The 19154-nt window shown below is 47.6% G+C and carries 19 protein-coding genes; 12 read left to right on the top strand and 7 right to left on the bottom strand.

From position 1 onward, the window contains the following. Window positions 1–43 precede the first annotated feature (43 nt). Window positions 44–2386: a PAS domain S-box protein gene (locus ABN764_RS27790; protein WP_268627813.1), complete on the top strand. Its 2343-nt coding sequence runs from the start codon at window positions 44–46 to the stop codon at window positions 2384–2386. A gap of 94 nt (window positions 2387–2480) precedes the next feature. Here the strand turns inward: ABN764_RS27790 and ABN764_RS27785 are convergent, their stop codons facing one another. Further along, window positions 2481–3317 carry a flagellar motor protein MotB gene (locus ABN764_RS27785; RefSeq protein ID WP_268627815.1) on the bottom strand — a complete coding sequence of 279 codons (837 nt, stop codon included), beginning with the start codon at window positions 3315–3317 and terminating at the stop codon, window positions 2481–2483. Then, on the bottom strand, window positions 3310–4101 hold the full coding sequence (gene motA / locus ABN764_RS27780; RefSeq protein ID WP_021253492.1) for a flagellar motor stator protein MotA: 792 nt from the start codon (window positions 4099–4101) through the stop codon (window positions 3310–3312). The genes ABN764_RS27785 and motA overlap by 8 nt, the downstream gene beginning before the upstream one ends. Window positions 4102–4508: 407 nt before the next feature. Here motA and ABN764_RS27775 point away from each other — a divergent pair, with 407 nt between their 5' ends. The 6 genes from ABN764_RS27775 (at window position 4509) to ABN764_RS27750 (ending at window position 9629) form a co-directional block, all read left to right on the top strand. Then, entirely contained in the window at window positions 4509–5633 is a 1125-nt protein-coding gene (locus tag ABN764_RS27775; RefSeq protein WP_446673738.1) for a sulfonate ABC transporter substrate-binding protein, read from the top strand. Between the two features lie 16 nt (window positions 5634–5649). Next, window positions 5650–6639: an ABC transporter permease subunit gene (locus ABN764_RS27770; RefSeq protein ID WP_419149829.1), complete on the top strand. Its 990-nt coding sequence runs from the start codon at window positions 5650–5652 to the stop codon at window positions 6637–6639. A gap of 106 nt (window positions 6640–6745) precedes the next feature. Then, a complete protein-coding gene (locus ABN764_RS27765) occupies window positions 6746–7558 on the top strand; it encodes an ATP-binding cassette domain-containing protein (protein WP_072731792.1) in 813 nt (270 codons plus the stop codon). Between the two features lie 133 nt (window positions 7559–7691). Beyond that, on the top strand, window positions 7692–8951 hold the full coding sequence (locus ABN764_RS27760; protein ID WP_446673737.1) for an acyl-CoA dehydrogenase family protein: 1260 nt from the start codon (window positions 7692–7694) through the stop codon (window positions 8949–8951). 72 nt (window positions 8952–9023) lie between these two features. Next, window positions 9024–9167, top strand: coding sequence for a hypothetical protein (locus ABN764_RS27755; protein WP_446673736.1), 144 nt, complete (start codon window positions 9024–9026; stop codon window positions 9165–9167). Window positions 9168–9335: 168 nt separating this feature from the next. Beyond that, on the top strand, window positions 9336–9629 hold the full coding sequence (locus ABN764_RS27750; protein WP_072731795.1) for a hypothetical protein: 294 nt from the start codon (window positions 9336–9338) through the stop codon (window positions 9627–9629). A gap of 98 nt (window positions 9630–9727) precedes the next feature. Here ABN764_RS27750 and ABN764_RS27745 read toward each other — a convergent pair whose 3' ends face one another. Continuing rightward, a complete protein-coding gene (locus tag ABN764_RS27745; RefSeq protein WP_446673745.1) occupies window positions 9728–10249 on the bottom strand; it encodes a GNAT family N-acetyltransferase in 522 nt (173 codons plus the stop codon). Between the two features lie 206 nt (window positions 10250–10455). On the opposite strand from ABN764_RS27745, the gene ABN764_RS27740 reads away from it, so the two are divergent. From ABN764_RS27740 to ABN764_RS27730, 3 genes are all read left to right on the top strand, one after another. Continuing rightward, the gene (locus ABN764_RS27740; protein WP_268627192.1) at window positions 10456–11316 is read left to right on the top strand and encodes a sulfurtransferase; all 861 of its coding nucleotides are present in this window, start codon (window positions 10456–10458) and stop codon (window positions 11314–11316) included. A 308-nt stretch (window positions 11317–11624) separates the two neighbouring features. Continuing rightward, a complete protein-coding gene (locus tag ABN764_RS27735) occupies window positions 11625–12197 on the top strand; it encodes a PadR family transcriptional regulator (protein ID WP_446673735.1) in 573 nt (190 codons plus the stop codon). Further along, on the top strand, window positions 12181–13167 hold the full coding sequence (locus tag ABN764_RS27730) for a BtrH N-terminal domain-containing protein (protein ID WP_446673734.1): 987 nt from the start codon (window positions 12181–12183) through the stop codon (window positions 13165–13167). Before ABN764_RS27735 ends, ABN764_RS27730 begins: the two co-directional genes overlap by 17 nt. A 203-nt stretch (window positions 13168–13370) precedes the next feature. On the opposite strand, the gene ABN764_RS27725 is transcribed toward ABN764_RS27730, so the two are convergent. Further along, window positions 13371–13811, bottom strand: coding sequence for a VOC family protein (locus tag ABN764_RS27725; protein ID WP_446673733.1), 441 nt, complete (start codon window positions 13809–13811; stop codon window positions 13371–13373). Between the two features lie 71 nt (window positions 13812–13882). Then, entirely contained in the window at window positions 13883–14833 is a 951-nt protein-coding gene (locus ABN764_RS27720; protein ID WP_446673732.1) for a sigma-70 family RNA polymerase sigma factor, read from the bottom strand. A 230-nt stretch (window positions 14834–15063) separates the two neighbouring features. On the opposite strand from ABN764_RS27720, the gene ABN764_RS27715 reads away from it, so the two are divergent. After that, window positions 15064–15657 carry a TetR/AcrR family transcriptional regulator gene (locus tag ABN764_RS27715; protein ID WP_446673731.1) on the top strand — a complete coding sequence of 198 codons (594 nt, stop codon included), beginning with the start codon at window positions 15064–15066 and terminating at the stop codon, window positions 15655–15657. Between the two features lie 94 nt (window positions 15658–15751). Next, complete coding sequence (locus ABN764_RS27710; protein ID WP_446673730.1) at window positions 15752–16858, top strand: alpha/beta fold hydrolase; 1107 nt, start codon at window positions 15752–15754, stop codon at window positions 16856–16858. 232 nt (window positions 16859–17090) lie between these two features. Here the strand turns inward: ABN764_RS27710 and ABN764_RS27705 are convergent, their stop codons facing one another. Together ABN764_RS27705 and ABN764_RS27700 are read right to left on the bottom strand one after the other, a co-directional pair. Beyond that, entirely contained in the window at window positions 17091–17660 is a 570-nt protein-coding gene (locus ABN764_RS27705; protein ID WP_174810205.1) for a hypothetical protein, read from the bottom strand. Between the two features lie 541 nt (window positions 17661–18201). Beyond that, window positions 18202–19107: a Gfo/Idh/MocA family protein gene (locus ABN764_RS27700; RefSeq protein ID WP_446673729.1), complete on the bottom strand. Its 906-nt coding sequence runs from the start codon at window positions 19105–19107 to the stop codon at window positions 18202–18204. Between the last annotated feature and the right edge of the window lie 47 nt (window positions 19108–19154).

Below are 19154 nucleotides of genomic sequence, written 5' to 3'. Positions count from 1 at the left end.
TGTTTACTCTGATACTGATGGATAGGCCTGATAGAGGTGAAGCATGAGACTTTCCATCAAAGCGAAATTATCTATTTCTATAGCTTGTATCGTGTTTGTCGTCCTTCTGCTTCATATGATCCTCACTTACAACATAACCAAGGATAAGCTTGTTGAGGAAATTCAGCAGCGAATGAATGCGATTGCTCAGCAGATCAATGTGTCCGTACAGCAATCCCGCATGGCGGCGAATTCATTCGAAGAGCAGTTGGCAGAGAAGCTGCACATTGCGTCTATGTATGCTGCGGATAAGCTCCCGCCTCGAATTGATAGCATAACGAACGAGCAACTGCAGCAAATAAGCGCTGATATTGGAATATCCCACATTTCCCTCTTGCACAAGACGCCGAACGGTGACGACATCACGATTAATCGCTCCTCTGATCCGAAAGAAATCGGCATGTCGACGAGACAGTGGGGGTATTGGTATCAAGCTTTCATTCAATTATTTGAGGATAAGCAAGTATGGATTGCGGAAGGGCAGAAGCGCAAGTATTTTTGGTCAGGTCCGTTTGATGTGTCTTCATCCAATCCTGAACATCTTGATAAATGGGGATATTATTACGATGGCAAGCGGGATTATATAATTAATCCGTTTATTCGCGATGATAAGGTTGAAACCTTCTTCGAACTGACAAAACCGAATATCTTAATTGAGCAGACATTGAGTGCTCAATCCAATATTGTAGAAATCGCAGCTCTTAATATTAATAATTTTAAAGATGAACCCACATTCAAAGTTCGCAGCGATGGTGTACAGGTGGTTGACGAGAGCAAGAGCCGTGTCTTATACGGTGAATACACCTTGAATCATGAGCGTGATGAAGAATATATTCGAAATGCGCTGGAGCGGAGAAAGCCTCTGTTCTATGAAAGTGATTTTGGCAGTAGAACCATCATTAAAGGGTTCATTCCAATCATCGGGGCGACTTCCTATGTATTGAACATATCCATGGATGCTAGAGCGGTCGTAGAGGCGCTCCATGACCAGTTGATGCGCAATGTCGCGGTAGGCATTGTGCTATTGGAGATTGTTCTTATCGGAAGCTATATGCTGTCCGGCATATTGATACGTCCACTTCAATCGATACTGAACAAAATCAATATGATTTCGGTAGGCCATTTCAATACGCAATTGAATATTGATCGTAAGGATGAGCTTGGAATATTGGCTCAGCGAATTAATACGATGGCGCGGAATTTGGATGCTTCGACAGAGCGGCTGCGCATGTCGTATTTGGAGAACCGCGCCATGAAAGAGCATCTGGAATCATTCATTAACCAATCGAATGATGCTATTCATGTGACAGATCTGAAGGGACAAATTGAGCGAGTGAACCAAGCGTTCGTTGATATGTTTGGCTGGACCTCGGAAGAGGTGCTAGGCAAGCAACTATGCAATATTCCTGAGGACAAGGTGGATGAAGAGCACCAAATTCATGAAGCACAGCGTCATGGCGAATATGTGAGCAACTGGGAGACGACGCGTCTAACGAAGGACGGGCGAATCCTGGATGTTAGTGTCAGTACCTCACCAATGTACAACGAGGGCGGGGATTGCATCGCTTGGGCAAGCATTACGCGAGATATGACCAGCCGCAAGCGGATGGAAGAGCTGTTGCGACGTTCTGAGAAGCTGACGACGGTCGGTCAATTGGCAGCAGGTGTTGCGCATGAGATTCGCAATCCACTAACGACGTTGAAGGGATTCTTACAGCTGCAGCAGCGTACAAGAGCTTTGAATGACAATCACATGGATATGATGCTGGCGGAGCTGGAGCGCATCAACTTAATTGTAAGCGAGTTTCTCGTATTGGCTAAGCCACAGGCAATTCAGTTTCAGCCGAAAGATGTACGCCGAATTGTTACGGACGTCGTCACTTTATTGGACAGTCAAGCGAAGTTGAATAATGTGTATTTTGCAACCCAGTTCGATGAATTCGTGCCCTTAGTGAACTGTGAAGAGAACCAGTTGAAGCAGGTATTCATCAATGTGATGAAGAATGCAATGGAAGCAATGCCGGAAGGCGGCATGGTCGAAATTGCTGTGCAATCACGGTACAAGGGGCAGGTCGTCGTGGTGATTCGGGATCATGGCATCGGTATACCAGCGGAGCACTTGTCGCAGCTAGGTGATCCATTCTTCACGAGCAAGGAATGTGGAACAGGTCTTGGACTGATGGTGAGTCAACGAATTATTCACAATCACCGGGGGTTGATAGACATTGCAAGTGAGCAGAACTGTGGAACAGAAGTAACCATCTCGCTACCCGCCATTGGGATGGAGGACGCAGGTGGCGGAGATGATGCTGCGTCACAGCCAGCACTAACTGCAATCTCCTCATAAGGATTATAATAGTAAGGGGTGCCTTGATCAGTGACATTGACGTCCAGATCAGGGCACCCCTATTTGCAGTCTGCGTTATCCTATCTTCCACCGATCAGTTTTGATCGGTAAGTTCATTTGCGTTAGCAGCAGCATTATTCTTGTCTGTATACTTGCGAAGAATTGATACCTCTACACGGCGATTCTTCGCCTGACCTTCGGCACTATCATTGTCGGCTACAGGGTGGTATTCACCCATCCCAACTGCCTGGAATTGCTTTGGATCGATTCCAGAACGCTCAAGAACAACCTTCATGAAGCTGAGTGCCCGTGCCGAGCTCAAGTCCCAGTTGGAATCAAACCGGCTGTTGCGGATAGGGCGATTGTCTGTATGCCCACTAATGACGACGGAGAAGCCTTGATACTGTTTCATCATGTCGCCGACAGTAGCCGCTAGCTGTTTGGAATCTGGTTTTAAGTTCGCTTTACCGGAATCGAAGAGTGCGCTGTCTTTGATCGTAATCTTCAATTCAGAGTGATTGAGCTTCGTGTTCAGCTGATCCGTTAAGCCATTGTTGGCAATATACTGGTTCATCTTGTTCTGAAGCTGTTCAAGCTGCTGCTGCTCCTGCTTGGCATGCAGCATATACTCATCTCGTTCACGATTGCGAGATTTCGTGTGATTTTTAGGCGTCGCATCAACCATGCTGGATTTTGATCCATCTGATCGAATGACTGCTGACTCATTTAAGATTCCAGCCCCCCCGCCGCCAGAGTTCAGCGCTGAGCTGAAGGCTTGGCTCATTTGCTCAAACTTCTTCGCGTCAACGGCTTGCATGGCGTACAACACAATGAAAAGGGCGAGCAGCAGTGTCAATATATCGGCATAAGGAATGAGCCATGTCTCATCGGTATGCTCTTCCTTCGGCGGGGTACGCAGTTTCTTACTCAACGCTTGCCCCCTCCTTAGTACTCATAAGAGAACGCTCTTGTGGAGTCAAGAAGACAGAGAGCTTCTGATTAATTGCAATCGTGGATACACCCGATTGGATGGACAAGAGCCCTTCAACCATCATGAGACGGATTTCAATTTCGCTGTGCGACAATCGCTTCAGCTTATTGGCAATTGGATGCCACAGCACATAACCAGAGAAAATACCCATCAGAGTAGCAACGAAGGCCGCAGCAATCGCTTTTGCCAGATGTTCCATCTCAGACATTTGCGATAAGGCAGCAATCAGACCGATAACGGCACCTAAAACCCCCAGCGTTGGAGCATACATGCCAGCTTGGGAGAAAATAAGAGCGCCAGAATGGTGTCTTTCCTCAGTTGCGTGAATGTCTTCCATGAGCACGTCACGAACGAAGTCCTGATCATTACCATCAATAATCATCCGCATTCCGTTGCGGAGGAATTCGTCTTCAATTTCGTCAATGCGCGTTTCCAAGGCAAGCAAGCCTTCGCGACGTGTAATCGACGCCCACTCCATAAAGAGCGAGATCAATTCGACACGGTCAACTAAATCTTGCTTCTTGAAGAGAAGGCCGATTAGCTTCGGAAATTTCTTCAGTTCCTTCATCGGAAAGGCAATGAACAGGGAGCCCGCAGTACCAACGAAAATAATCATAATGGCTGCTGGGTTGGCCAGATTGGAGATAGGCGCGCCCTTAAAGTACATCCCTAGCGTGACGGCAGCAAGGCCGAGCACGAGACCAATGATCGTAGATTTTTCCATAATTCCATACACACCTCATCCATGAGTATAATGGTGCTTCCTGCGTGCGTATTCGACAGCGTGAGCCGAAATACGTGAAAAAAAGATGCAATATTCTTTTTATCGGCAAAAGAGGTCATTTTATTTAATGAACGATATATCTCTAGTCCAAAAGGTGGAGGGAAAAATAGGATTGACAGGAAAGAGGCGCGAGGAATAAAATGTCTTCTAAATACTTAGTAAGTTAATCGGATTATGTGGTTATTGGGAGTGGAAGGAGGTAGTCTACCATCGCGAGCGCTCGGTATTGCGGGGAAGAGATGGTGTGTGGTTAATGATATGGCCTGTTATGTCAAACATCATTGAAGTGATATTCGTCGAGAGGGAACTGTTGCTTGCTGAATTTCATTGTGAAATGGGGACTTACAATGACTAAAAACCAATTATATACATTGGATAACTTCGTTATGGAGATTGAAGTGGAGTCATCTGAATATCATGCGAATGGGCATCCTCGCTTACGAGGAATTCAATTTCTTATTTCATGGTTCTGCCTGATGGCGATACTGGCAGGATGCGCTTCGGGTGGAGCTGGGACAGCAGGCAGCAATGGATCAGAAGCCAATGGTTCTGCCGGCGATAAGGGGAAATCTCATCAAGTAATTCGCATCGGCTATCAGAAGGGCAACACGCTGAACGTACTCAAGGTGAACGGCAATCTAGAAAAGCGGCTGAAGGCAGATGGCTATGATGTCGAGTGGAAGGTATTTGCTGGAGGGAACTTCTTGCTTGAGGCATTGAGCAGCGGCAGCATTGACTTCGGGCATGCAGCGGATGGCTCTGGTGTCTTCGCTCAAGCGGGCAATAAACCATTTGTGTATGTAGGCAATGATCTTCCGAATCCTGAAGGGATAGGCATTGTGGTGCATCCGGAGTCAGGAATCAAGTCGATTGCCGACTTGAAGGGGAAGAAGCTCGCAGTGGCCAAGGGAGGCAATCATCACTACTTAGCAGTGCTGGCGATAGAGAGGGCGGGGCTGAAATTGGAGGATGTCCAATTCGTATACGTCAAGGATGCCTCTGAAGGGCGAGCTGTATTTGAGACGAAGCAGGTGGATGCACTTGGCTCCTGGGATCCCTTTTTTGCAGCAATACAGACGGATCTGAAGCCGCTGACGCTCACGGATGGCCAAGGTTACTCTCCGAATCGTACTTTCTATTATGCCAATGAACACTTTGCCAAGGAGAAGCCTGAAATAATCCGTACCATTCTTGAGGAGATCCAAGTGTCTGATGAATGGGCGAACTCACACAAGGACGAAGTGATTAAGCTATTGTCGGAAACACAGGGAATTGACAAAGAGGCTATCGAACTTGCCGTTAAGCGCCGCACGTACGGAGTGGAACTGTTCAATTCTGCTATTATCGACGCACAGCAGCAGCTGGCGGATACGTATTATCGGATTGGATTGATACCGAGTCCGATCAAGGTGGCGGAACGGATGCCGCTGGATACACCGTGGGCTGCGAAAGGCCCTGTTACGAGCAAGTGATGAGGAGGGATATACAATGCGCACGACAGATACGGCTCCACCCGGTAGTCTGACCAATCGGAAGACAGAACCTTTAGGGACGAATATTGTTAGCACCGATGCTGCTCGGTCAGTGGGGTCAACAAGACGTGGACAGTCTTCACGTACCGTTCGATCAATATCCCCTGGTGTGCGGGGCACAGCGGATACGAAGCGGGTGAGCCACTTGGATGGAGCGGATCAGCAGCGTGGAGGGAGATGGGGGAGTAAGCTCGCCTCTGCCATTGTGCCATGGCTGCTGCCCCTATTATGCCTAGCGCTCTGGCAATGGGCAGCCTCGTCAGCGATCGTGTCGGCGCAGCTGCTGCCTACACCCATGAAGGTGCTGAATACCTTATGGGAGCTGACCTCAAATGGAACACTTGCCTATCATATTGGTGTTAGTTTACAGCGGGCACTTATAGGCTTTCTTATTGGCGGAGGGATCGGTTTTCTATTTGGCGTACTTAGCGGCAGGTATTTGGCTTTCTATCGATTGTTCGATACATCGATACAGATGCTGCGCAATGTTCCTCATTTGGCACTTGTCCCACTCCTTATTATTTGGCTGGGTATTGATGAAGGGGCTAAGGTCTTTCTCGTCTCTCTAGGCGTCATGTTCCCGATTTATGTGAATACGTATCATGGCATTCGCAGTGTTGATCCAGGCGTTGTGGAAATGGCGAAAGTGTATGGGCTGCGATCTGGCTTATTATTTCGGCATATTATACTGCCCGGTGCACTGCCATCCATATTTGTCGGCTTGCGGTATGCGCTTGGCGTAATGTGGTTGACGTTAATTGTCGCAGAGACGATAGCTACGGATGCTGGTGTAGGTTATCTGGCGCTCAACGCACGAGAATTCATGCAGACAGACATCATTATTCTGAGCATCATGCTGTATGCGGCATTCGGCAAAGCAGCCGATGTGATTGCGAAGCTGTTGGAGCGCAAGTCGCTTCGTTGGAATGCAGAGCAACGAACGTAAGGTTGAACGAAGCAGCCCCGCTTGCAGTAGGTATCGGAAGTAAGGCTGATGAGATTCATTAGGTGTGGAGCATGCTTGAATGTGGAGAGAAGGAGGCGTTTGAGAAATGGGAGGATATCAAGCCATGCGCCCGTTAGCGCAAACAGGATGGCCGCTCCAAGCGAATGAGACCGCACCTGATCAGGCTGCTGCAGTAGGGGCAGAGATTAGGATTAGTGGGGTCAGTAAATTTTTTGGAGAACATCAGGTTCTTGATCATATCGATGTAACAATTACGGAGGGGCAGTTCGTTGCAGTTGTTGGTCGTAGTGGCTGTGGAAAGAGTACGCTGCTTCGTCTCCTGGCAGGGCTGGAGACAGTGACGGAGGGCGAACTACTGATTGATGGTGAGCCAATCCATGGCATTCAGGGCAGCACTACGGTGATGTTCCAAGAGAGCAGGCTCATTCCATGGAAGACGGTGATCGATAATGTTGGAATTGGCTTGCAGGGGGATTGGAAAGGAAGAGCGGAGCAAGCGCTGCAGCAGGTCGGACTCGATAGTCGCCAGAACGACTGGCCTAGCACTCTCTCTGGCGGGCAGAAGCAGCGTGTAGCGCTGGCAAGAGCGCTGGTACGGAAGCCAAGGCTGCTGCTGCTCGATGAACCGCTCAGTGCACTTGATGCGTTGACGAAGCTGGAGATGCAGCAGCTGATTGCCTCCCTCTGGGGAACCCAGCGGTTCACAACTCTGCTTGTTACGCATGATGTGAATGAGGCTGTACGGCTTGCAGATCGTATCGTGCTTATTGATCAGGGGCGGATTGCGCTGGATGTTGCCAATCCATGCGCAAGACCGCGACAGGTAACCGATCAGGAGTTTGGAGCATTGGAGCGGCGAGTATTGGAACGGATTTTTGCTGATAGCACAGCTGTTTAGTTGTTTAGTAGCTGTCTGGCAAGACTCGGATGGAAATAGGCCTTTCCTTATTTTCTTTTGCTGTTTGCATTACTTGTTTGCTGGCAATTGTTTATGAGGGAGTTAGAGATAAGGTGACGGAGGGGGAACAAGTGTGGCACAAAGTGCAGGACATACGCTAAGAGAACGGGGAGATGAACAAAATGGCGTGGAAACGGAGCAACAACATCTCCAGAAGCAGACGGTGGCTTCGGATTGCAAAGTAAAGCGTGGTTTGCTGCAGGTGGAACAAATTGTGAAGCATATGCATGAGGATGCAGCAGAGCTGGATGCGAAGCACGGGCTGCCTGCGCATCATGTAGCGAAGCTGAAGGAAATCGGCTATCCAGCTTGGAATGTGCCGGAAGAGTATGGCGGTCAGGCCATGCCGCTTACCGCATGGCTGAAGGCTCAGGAGCTGCTTGCTCAGGCAAATCCTTCTGTAGCGCTTGGCATGGGATGGCATATGAGTATTGTGCATGAGTTGGCAGAGCGCCGAACTTGGCCGGAGGTAACCTTTGCAGACGTATGCCGCCGCATTGCTCTTGAGGGAGGGCTGCTGAATCGCGCCGTCATGGAGGTGGGGGGAGGCAGTCCTTCCCGTGGGGGCAAGACACGCACAACAGTCAAGCCAATCCCTGGTGGTGGTTATGTGGTGGACGGACGCAAGACGTTCACAACTTTCGCGCCGCTGCTGGAATGGTTTATTGTGACGGCAACACTTGAGGACAGTGAGGAAGTCATTGAACTGCTTATCCCGCACGACAGTCCGGGTGTGTCCATTGAATGGACATGGAATATGGCGGGTATGCGGGGAACAGCAAGTCATGATCTTGTGCTGGAACAGGTGAGAGTATCAAAGGATGCGTTCCTATATAAGCATAATCAGCGTGATCGTTCGCTGCTGAACCCTTATTTGCTTCATATCCCAGCTTGCTACCTGGGCATTGCAACAGCTGCCCGTGACGAGGCGATTGCCTTCGCTACCTCTTATACGCCTCCGTCGTTGTCAGAGCCTATTGTGAGTACGCCGAATGTGGAACGGTATTTAGGCGAGATAGAGCTTGAATGGATTGCAGCCAGAAGATTGCTATATAGCGTTGCGAAGTCATGGGAGTCGGGCGGAACTGAGAGAGCGGAATTGCGAGCTGCCGAACTTACAGCGGCAAAGGTGTTCGTCGTGCAGGCTGCGCAATCGATTGTTGATAAGGCGATGCGAATCGTCGGTGCACACAGCCTCCGATTGGATCATCCGCTGCAGCGGATGTACCGCGATGTACGATTCGGGCTCCATAATCCCCCGATGGAGGATGTCGCATTGACACAGCTTGCGCGTGCATCGGTTCAACAATGGCAAGCGAGAAATCAGTCTTAGCTGAACCGTTGGATGGATCACGATATGAACGTGAACGGTGATGACTTTTTGAGCAAGGAGAGGTGATTGCCATTGAGATATGCATCAGTATCGGCAGGAGCAGATCGAATAGGTCTGCTCCTTGTTCTGTTGCTGATTGTGGGGATGAGGAATGTGTTCTTGCAGCAGAATTGCCGAGACAAGCGTACTTGGATACGCCATGTATTACTTAATTAGGCCAGCAGTTGAAGCTTCCGCATACCGCTCTGACAGCGGAAGAACTGATTGAAGCAGTAGCCAGTTCGTGGGGGAATAATTAGGTTTCTGGTGCAATCGCTATTCGAGTGAACGGACGTTCTATGCTACAATACGGAAGACATAGTTGATTCGAGAGGGGCAGCGTAGATGGGCGTTTCATTCGGGAGACCATATGAAGATATTTTAAAAGAATTAACGAACGCAATAGGACTGATTCCGGACGGGTATACGTTTTTCGAAATGACCGAAGAAGACTGGGCTGAGCTTGGACAAGCAGAACGCAAAGAAGTGTTGGAAGCGCTCGCAGATGATGTGTTCTATGGGCTGGGAGAGGATCGGCTGTTGTTCATCGGAAGCGGCAGCGTACAGTATGATCCCCAGTTCCACAACATCGAGATTGTGGTGGAGAGCGATACGGTGGCCACGATTTCTCTAATCTAAAATTTCGCAAAAAAACGAAGAGCTGCCCGTACCGGGCAGCTCTTATTGTTCATAGGTGAAGGATTGCTCATGGAACAGCCAAGCATCATATAGGTAGACTACTCTGCTGGATTCGCTTCGGGCTGATACACCATGCAGTGGAATTCCCCCATTCCTTCTGGCGTAGGCCGTTCATACGTATCTGTAATGAGGAATCCAGCTGTTTGATAGGCGCGAATTGCGCGATGGTTCCAGGTAAGCACCTCGAGGTCGATTTCATCCTCAGGGTGACGGCGTGCGGCATCACTCACGATGGCTTGTACGAACGCAGCCCCCTTTCCATGACCAAGCAGATCAGGGCGCATGCCTAATCCGATGCGTGTTACTCCGACCAGCGGAAAATACTGCGCGAAGCCGATAAGTTCCTCGTTCCGGTTCTTGACGGATACATATTGCTTGCGGCGAATGTCGGAATCACCCATCTCAATCCCCAGCGCCTTCATCTGTTCCCACGGAAGGAATCCATATAGCTGATATGGCGGTTCGTATCTCCAAGTGCAGATATCCTTCGCCTCTTCCTCGGTCATGGGGTGGACGTGAAATAATGGTTCTGGCTGTGCAGGATGGTGATGGCCGGACATCGAATGATTATGATTAGGTGATGATGATGGATCATGAGGCGAACTCATTGGTCTGTTCTCCTCCTTCGCGGCGATACAAGACGTTATCGCGTGGATTTCCTCCCATTGTGACATGGGAAGGAGAGTTTGGCAAACGGGTGTCTTACGATGTGAACGACAATGGCTGGATTACATAAGCAAAGGACAAATTCGGGAGGTATAGGGATATGCAGGAGTATACGGTAATTGTAACCGTGGAAGAAGCAGCGAAGTTGATTGAAGAGGGACAAGCGGCAGTAGCGGACTGCCGATTTTGGCTAACAGAGCCGGAGCGTGGACAGGCAGCGTATGAGGAAGGACATCTTCCGGGGGCCGTTTATTTTGATTTGAATCGGGATCTGTCATCACCACGTGGGGTACATGGCGGACGTCACCCTTTGCCAGAGGTTGGGGAAATGGCACAGAAGCTTGGTTCAAGCGGCATTGATCGTACTACGACGGTAATTGCTTATGATGATCAAGGTGGAGCCATGGCAAGCCGCCTGTGGTGGCTGCTGCAATATTTCGGTCATGAAGGCCATGTTTATGTAATGGATGGCGGATACACTGCGTGGGTGGAAGCGGGACACCCTGTATCGGCAGAAGGCCCTGAAATTGCAACACGCAGCTATGAACCGCAGGTTCGTCCGGAGCTTGTTCTTCATGTTGATGATATTCGGGAGCGACTCGGAAGACCGGGTGTCGTCATGGTTGACTCTCGTGAGGCTGACCGCTATGCGGGACGCATTGAACCTATTGATGTGAAGGCGGGGCATATCCCAGGCGCGGTGAACCACTTCTGGCGCAATCACCTCGACGAAGTAGGACAGTGGCTGCCTGTGCAAGCACAGCGCGAGCAGTGGGAGCCGATCGTGCAGGGGGCGGAGGAAGTCATCGTCTATTGCGGATCTGGCGTAACGGCATGCCCGAACCTCTTGTCCTTGTGGCAATCGGGAATTAAGGGTGCGAAGCTGTATGCAGGAAGCTGGAGCGATTGGAGTTCTTACTCGGACAATCCGGTGGCGACAGGGGAAGAAGAAAAGGCGTAAGGCTGCGTTCGGTGGGGGCTGTGACAGGTGGTGAACAAGTGACCTGTTTCGGCTCTCTTTGGCGTTCTCGTTCAACAGCTTGCAAACAAGAAGCCGGAGGAAACAGTTGCAGCAGGCCCAGAGCCAGCCACGGTTCAACAATTAAGACAGGTTACTGTTGAAAAGCTCGTCCAGTATATCCATCCACAAACGTGCGATTGTCTTTGGCTTGGGAGCAAGAGTCCGATCGTCATGCTAGGTAGCTCTTCTTGATTTTATATTTCACCAGTGTTATATTACATGCATGTAATATAAAGAGGAGATGAACAATGAATTCTCTTTCCAACGTGGAATTTATGTTGCTGCAAATTATTGCGGAATCCAAACAAGCGTCGGGGTACCAAATCAATAAGTTAATAGAGCTCAGAGGCTACAGGGAATGGGCGAATATAGGTACTACTTCTATTTACGTCGGATTGAAGAAACTGAAAGACAAACGACTGATCCGATCCGAAGATTCCGTCCATAAGTCTGGCAAAGGACCTGTGCCGTCTACGTATGTCATGATGGAAGCGGGGATAGAAACATTAAGGAATGAAATCATCGTAAGCCTAGCTTCTACGCGGGAACGGGATAACCGTTTCGATCTCGGACTCGCGGCTCTCCCTTTTATAGAGAAAAATGAAGCCGTGGAAGCTTTGCGGAAACGGCAGAACTTTCTAGAGGAGACATTGAGGAACTTAGGTCAGAAATATGAATCGCAAGGCGGTTATCGATTGCCATTGCACGTTAGGACTCTTTTCCTTCACCCGATGAGTCTCATCGAGACTGAAAAGACATTTGTCGCAAATCTGATCAGTGAACTAACAGGGGAACTGGAGGGATATGACCATGTTGATTGAAGGTTTTGCTCTTTTTCAGGGAGAACACTGCGAGACGACAGCGATGGGCAATCTCCTTCAACATCAAGGTGTTCGATTATCGGAGCCGATGTTATTCGGTATAGGGCAAGGTTTGGGATTCATTTATTGGGATTCGAAGGGAAGGGACTTTCCTTTTATTGGGGGTAGAGTGAAGCCTGATGAACTGTCTGCTTGCATAGCATCCCGGCTCGATTTGAATATCAGGGTGCAAGAAACCGCGTCTGTTACAAAAGCATGGCAGAACGTGCAAAGCTGCATAGACCGTGGAATTCCTGTGGGACTTAAATTAGATTCGTATTATTTAGATTACTTTACGAACAAAATACACTTTGCAGCCCACTATGCGGTGATATATGGCATGGATGACGAATACGCCTATATGGCAGACACAAGCCAACAAGGCGGACTCGTGACAACGCGATTGTCGAATTTGACTATGGCAAGAAACGCAAAGGGGCCCATGAGCTCCAGGAATCGCTCCTTTACGATCGAGCAAACGGATACCCTTCCGCCGCTTGCACCCGCCATACGAACATCTCTTATCAACAATGCTCATGCCTATTTGAATCCGCCCATCCGCAATATGGGCAATAAAGGAATCAAAAAAATGAGCGGTGAAATCCTGAATTGGCCTTCTAGAAGCAAGGATTTAGAGAAAGATCTGTGTTTGACCGCTTTATTGATGGAAAGAGCGGGGACCGGCGGTGCCTTATTTCGAAACCTGTATAGAGATTTTCTAAAAGAATGCGTGGATTTGTTCGGTGATTCTAAATTAGAGCAGGCATACTCTCTGTTTACGGAAATCGCGCCGATGTGGAACGGTGTTTCGGCATCGATTGATAATGCGGGAAGAACCGGAAATCATCAGGAGCTAAGACTTGCATCCGAGCTTCTAGTCGACATTGCGGAGAAAGAACGATTAGCCATGGAGTTTGTATTGACAATTTAACCTTATAATTGGTTTCGCAACTTAACTCGTTTTGAATCGACATTAAGGTAGACGCAAGTCGTATTGTAGAAGATAAACATTTTTGTTCGTTATAAGTAACCGACCACGTTGAATAAAAGCGAAAAGGCCGAAACTCCACACAAAGGGGATTCGGCCTTTATTGACGAAACAAGAATTAATAAGTTTCCTTATGAGTGGACAGTTTATTTTGCGTCTTGCCACACATTGAACTTGTTTCCGTCCGGGTCTTTAAATTTGAATTGCAAACCACAGCTTCCTTGATCGTTTATAGGCTCGACGTAGACGCCGCTTTCGCGAAGTCGTTTATGGATCTCTACGATATTATCAACCTCGAATGTCAGAGAGAACATTTCATATTGGTCGCCTTCCCATTGATCCGTCATGAAGTTTGCTGTTTTCTTCTCTTTCGTTTCCAGCAGGAACAACCATTGCCCGTTACCGAGCACAAGGATGGCTCCTTCAGCAGGCCCACGGGGCCTTACTGTAAGTCCTAATGTCTCTTTGTACCACTTGGAGGCAAGTTCCACGTTAGATACGGGTAAGTAGTTGTGAGAGACTCTCTTTAACATCGGTGTTTGTGTTGCCTGTTGCTCCTCAGTTTTGGTTGATTCTTTTTCGCCCATAAAAGCCCCACCTCTCCTCATAATTCGCATTTCTATATATAGACGATCCGACTTTGTCAAAGCCGTCGTGCTCAAGTTCTATTTTTTTGTTTATGTTCAACCGCATGATATGAGTTGCCGTCAGGGTCACAGAAAACGAAGTATTTGCCGATAAAGGGGTTCGTATTGATCGACTGCAACTTGACTTCGTCATGTTGCAGCTTATGCCACAGCTCCTCTATATCGGACACCTCGAATGCCAATAAGGGAAAATCACTTGGTAGATGGGTATGGCATTCCAGTAAATACAATTCATGTCCAGACTCTACTAAAAGATTGCCATGTCTGCTGATTCCCAGTTGAAAATGCTGGACGAACCAATTTAATACCCGTTCTCGATGAAGTACGGGAATGTAGAAATGACCTGCGCTTCTTAATATTCGTTCCGAGACTTTCTGTTCGAACTTCCGATCTAGGCGCTGCATTCGAAAATAAGACTCAAATTCGCCGGTGAGCTGACGCCTTAGCGTTGCTCTGGCCCGCCGAATACGGCTTTCTACGGCGGACAAAGAAATATTCAGGAATTGACTGATTTCCTTCATTGTCCATTCGCTTAAGTAGTGCAGCATGATGGCCATTTTACTTGTCTGCTCTAAATGCTGCATGGCATTCCAAATCGTTTCTTGCGTCATATGCTGATTTAACCATGTATCGATATTATTATTGGAGGGGGCAATCACCTCTTCGTAAGGCAAGGTTTGTTTTTTCTTTTTTACGAAATCGAGACTTGTTCGATAAACAATGGCATATAACCAACTGCCCAATTTTGAAGGATCGTCTAGGGTATGTAGTCGACGATAGCATTTCATAAAAGCCTCTTGGGTTGCATCCTGCGCTTCATGAAAGTCCCCAATGATGCTGACTGCAACGGATAACATAGCGTTAGAATATTGTAGAACGATCTGGCGAAAAGCATCGAAATTTCCATTCCTAGCTTCGGTTATGAATCGATGAATATCGATCCCCTGCTTATCCTCATCCATGCCAATCCCCCTGATATAAAGACATACACATTCCATGTAGACCATTCTCACCAAATATATCATGGGAATATTGGGAAAAGTAATCAACCTGTATCTTTATAAATTCCGGTTAAACGCGGGATTTTCCAGACTATAAAAGAAGTTATAAAACACATTGTAATATATAGGAAAATGGTTTAATATTTTATTGACTGAATTATGATTTTATAGTCATTAAAAGGAGGAGGATTATGCCTAAGATTGTCACTGAGCACGAAAAACAAATGGTGAGGGAAGCAATGTATACAAAAGGGATCGAGCTGATTCGCAAAAAGGGGATAAAGCGAGTTACGGTGGAGGACGTCACCATAGCGACCAATATCGGCAAAGGTTCCTTTTATTCCTACTACCATTCCAAAGAGGAACTCCTTTATGCGATTATCAAACAGAATGAGAGCCGAATGTTTGCGAGAGTAGAGTCTGTTCTATCTGAAGAAATAAATGTGAAAGAGAAGATTGTAAAGGCATTGAAGGAGATCTATCTGGCTGGAGACAGTATTGTGCTTTACGTGTCTCCATCGGATTTCGAGTATCTGCTTCGCAAGCTTCCTGAAGAGGTGTCCGACTGGGAGACCTTGAAATCAAACGACTATTTTAGCAGGACACTATCGCTTTGCGGCATTGATGAATCAGAATGCGAGATGGATGTGCTAGCTTATTTAATGAATGCACTCCATTATGTCGGTTCGGCAGATATAACTTTTGGTGAGCGGGGTAAAGAGAAGGCCCTGGATATACTCGTCCATTCTATTGCCGACTATATGGCAGGGGGAGTCCGGCGATGAGAGAATTCCTAATAGACTGTAGACCATCACAGTGGATTGGTTGCAATGGTTTGCTTAAGCAGAGGCGAGGTTATATCGATTATTGGAGGCAGCTATGACCATATTATGGATCGTTATTTTAGGCGGACTGCTTATCATGTTAGGGACGGCTTGCTTGATTCTGCTTGTCCAGTATCAGAAAAAGAAGAAGGCCAATCAAATTCGCATTGCTCCCACGAGCAACGGTATTGATTGTAGGGAGTTCGTAACGATCGGCGGCATTTCGCAATATTTGCACCATCGAGGCGAGGACATTGACAATCCTGTACTTCTGTTTTTGCATGGTGGCCCGGGAGAGACGATATTGCCATTTGCCCAAGAGTTTCAGATCCCATGGGAGAAGCACGTTACGGTTGTGCACTGGGATCAAAGGAACTGTGGCAAAACCTATTTTAACAATGATCCGAAACAAGTCACGCCAACAACCACGGTTGATCGTGTCGTTCAGGATACTTATGAGATTGTGCAATATTTAAAAAATAAGTACCGCAGAGAGAAGATTATTATTTTGGGACATTCATGGGGATCGGTGCTGGGCAGTCTATTCACTAAACAATACCCTAAGCTTGTACAAGCTTATATCGGTGTCGGGCAGGTTATCAATATGTTTGACAATGAACGTGTCGGTTACGAAAAAGTACTGGAGTCGGCGAAAGAAGCGGGCAACGAAAGTGATCTTCGAGCTCTACTTCGTCTGAAGCCTTACCCTCCAATCACATTTGATGGCGAAATGATCAGGAAGCTTAAAAAGGTTCGCAAATTTCAAAGCAAATATAATTTAGCGGCCGGTCCAACAATGGAACTAATCGGCAATGCGTTATGTTCACCATTTTATACATTGAAGGATATGCGCTATTTCTTTATCTCTGGGGCATTTGGAGATGGACAACGTCATATTTGGAAGTATCTAATGGAGTCGTTCGATTTGGCGTCGATGGGTGCTGCATTCGAAGTCCCTGTTTTTTATATACATGGCGAGCGGGACTGGCAGACTCCCTATCCGCTGGCACGGGAATTCTTTTCAACCATTAAGGCGCCGCTCAAGCAATTTTACTCCATCCCAGAAGCGGGGCATATTGTCATGCTTGAACAAAGGGAGAAGTTCAACGAGGCGTTATTTGATATTTTAGAGCAAACGCATAGTATGGCGACGGTGAAGTGAGTCAAAATTCCATTTTGGGGGAACGATAGTAACCACCATACGAGGTAGCGGTGAAGTAAACAGCTTCACCGCTAAACGTATTGCTGCCGCGCTGCCGAGGACAGCTCGCTTTGATAGACATGACAAATCTCGCCTCATGTGTAAGGTCGTCTCGCACCTTATTCAGGTGTAGGGGAATCGGCCAGAGCGTTATATTGGATAGACGCTCTGGCCAATAGGGCTGCCGGATCGATTAGGCGTTGTTGGATACCGTAGCGTCGGCAATCTCTTCTTGCTTTTCTTCTTTTCTTCTCCAGCCCATAATGGCTGGCCCTAGCAGTATGATACCGAACTTAGCGACCTGGAAGACTACTCCGGCTGGAGACGACTCATCATCGCCGACTGTTCTTCCAGTCTTGGTCGTGATCTCGCCACCCGTCAGGTTGATCGTGTACCCGACAATGCCTTTGTATCCGGTCATTTCCATCAAGTATTTATCCAGAAATTCATTGACTGCACTTTTAATCTCCGCATCGCTACCAGTGAGGATGCCCGTCTTTGTCAGATCGGCCTGGAGATCTTTTTTCATTAACTCCATTCCGGTGAACAGATTAGCAGCAATGGCTACAATACCGAGCAGGACACCGAGCAAGACAGCGGTGCTTTTCTTTTTGGATACCCATATCATAAGCAGATACAGCAATCCAGCTAGAATTAACGGGTATACCGGGACAAGATCTGACCATTGGTTAGTTACCCATGCATAAGCGCCTCCAGCCACAATACTTGCGACCAGGGCGATGATTACTTTAACAGCGTTCACTTCTCATGACCCCATTTCATATCTTTTCTTTTTGTAAAAGCTATACTGCTACCCTAGTTCCGCATACATAGGTATGCCATCTTTCGATTTCCCCGATTTTTGTCACGAGAGATGGAGCTGCCATGGAGGATAAATTGTTCAATATCTACATCGTCTATCGGCAGTCATAAGATAATATATTATAGCCGGCGATTGAAATGAAGCCATTTCCTACCACATTTACCTTTAGGGTCCATTTTCATAGTAGTTCAGATAAATTCTTTTCAACATCAGGTTCATATATAGACATTTCTTCCATTAGTGGATTGGAAATGGGGCGATTTTTAAGTTGCGGTAGGCAGCGGAAAGAGCCATGTTCAAATCTCTTACATAACATGTAGTTGTCGAGACTACACATGAGTAAGGTGGATGTGAAATGGCTCAATACCAGATTCATACTGTATCGTATAGGATGTTTTTAACCTAAGGAGCCAATTGGTTCCCCATTGTCATTCAATATATAAGCTCATGCGGCAGTTGATGCTACAGGTGCAAAGGCGAATCATAATATCTCTAACTGTTGCGTGATATCTTCACAGATGCGATGAGTCAGCAGTGACTTCGCTCCACTGGATAGAAACTCGTCTCCGCTCTTCACACAGCTGATGAAATGGTCGATCATATCAACAAACCCGCGGCGATAGAGAACGGGAGTCCAATCCCCGAATGTGGACTGCTGTTCGGTGTTGTTGACATACGTTGTCGTATGAACGCAATTATGGACGACGATCTTCTGCTGACATCCCATGACTTCCAGTCGTTCTTCCGTTATTCCCGTTTGTCGGTTCATCATTGCGAGCCCGGTCGCCTTCTTGCCCACCAAGTTAAGGACTAAGTAATGCAATAAGCCATCCTCGACCTTGCCGTTGACCGTAATCGTCTCTGGTTCGCCTACATAGTACAGCAGCGTGTCTACCACGTGAATGAAATCATCAAAAATCGTCTGCCGGATTGGCGACAAGGGGCCGGTTCGGTTCTTTTGCATGAAGGCAGTTTCGATTGCCGGAATGGTTTCTTTTGCACCTTTGTACATCGGCATGAACCGACGGTTAAATCCGACCATGAGCTGCACGTTATACTGTTGAGCCAGAGAAACGATTTCTTCCGATTCATGCAGCGTATAGGCGATGGGCTTGTCTACGAATACATGAATTCCCGCAGTGATAAGCTGACGCAACATGTCCACATGCGATTCCGTTGAAGTATGTACGAAAGCGGCATCGATGTTAGATGAGATCAATTCTTGCACGGTAGAGAATTGGTTGCGAATACGATATTGCCGACCAACTTCATCGACCACTTCTTGATTGCGGCTGGCAATGGACAGTTCAATATCCGATCGGGTTCCTAGTACAGGCAAGTACGCTTTGCGTGCGATATCACCGATACCGATCATGCCGATTTTCATGTTGGTTCCCCCTTCATATCCATAGATTGCGTTTACTCCATATGATT

It is taken from the genome of Paenibacillus wuxiensis (assembly GCF_040195695.1).
GTDB lineage: Bacteria > Bacillota > Bacilli > Paenibacillales > Paenibacillaceae > Paenibacillus_B > Paenibacillus_B suaedae.
Note: the sequence above shows the minus strand (reverse complement) of the source record. Positions and strands in the feature narration are given on the sequence as shown.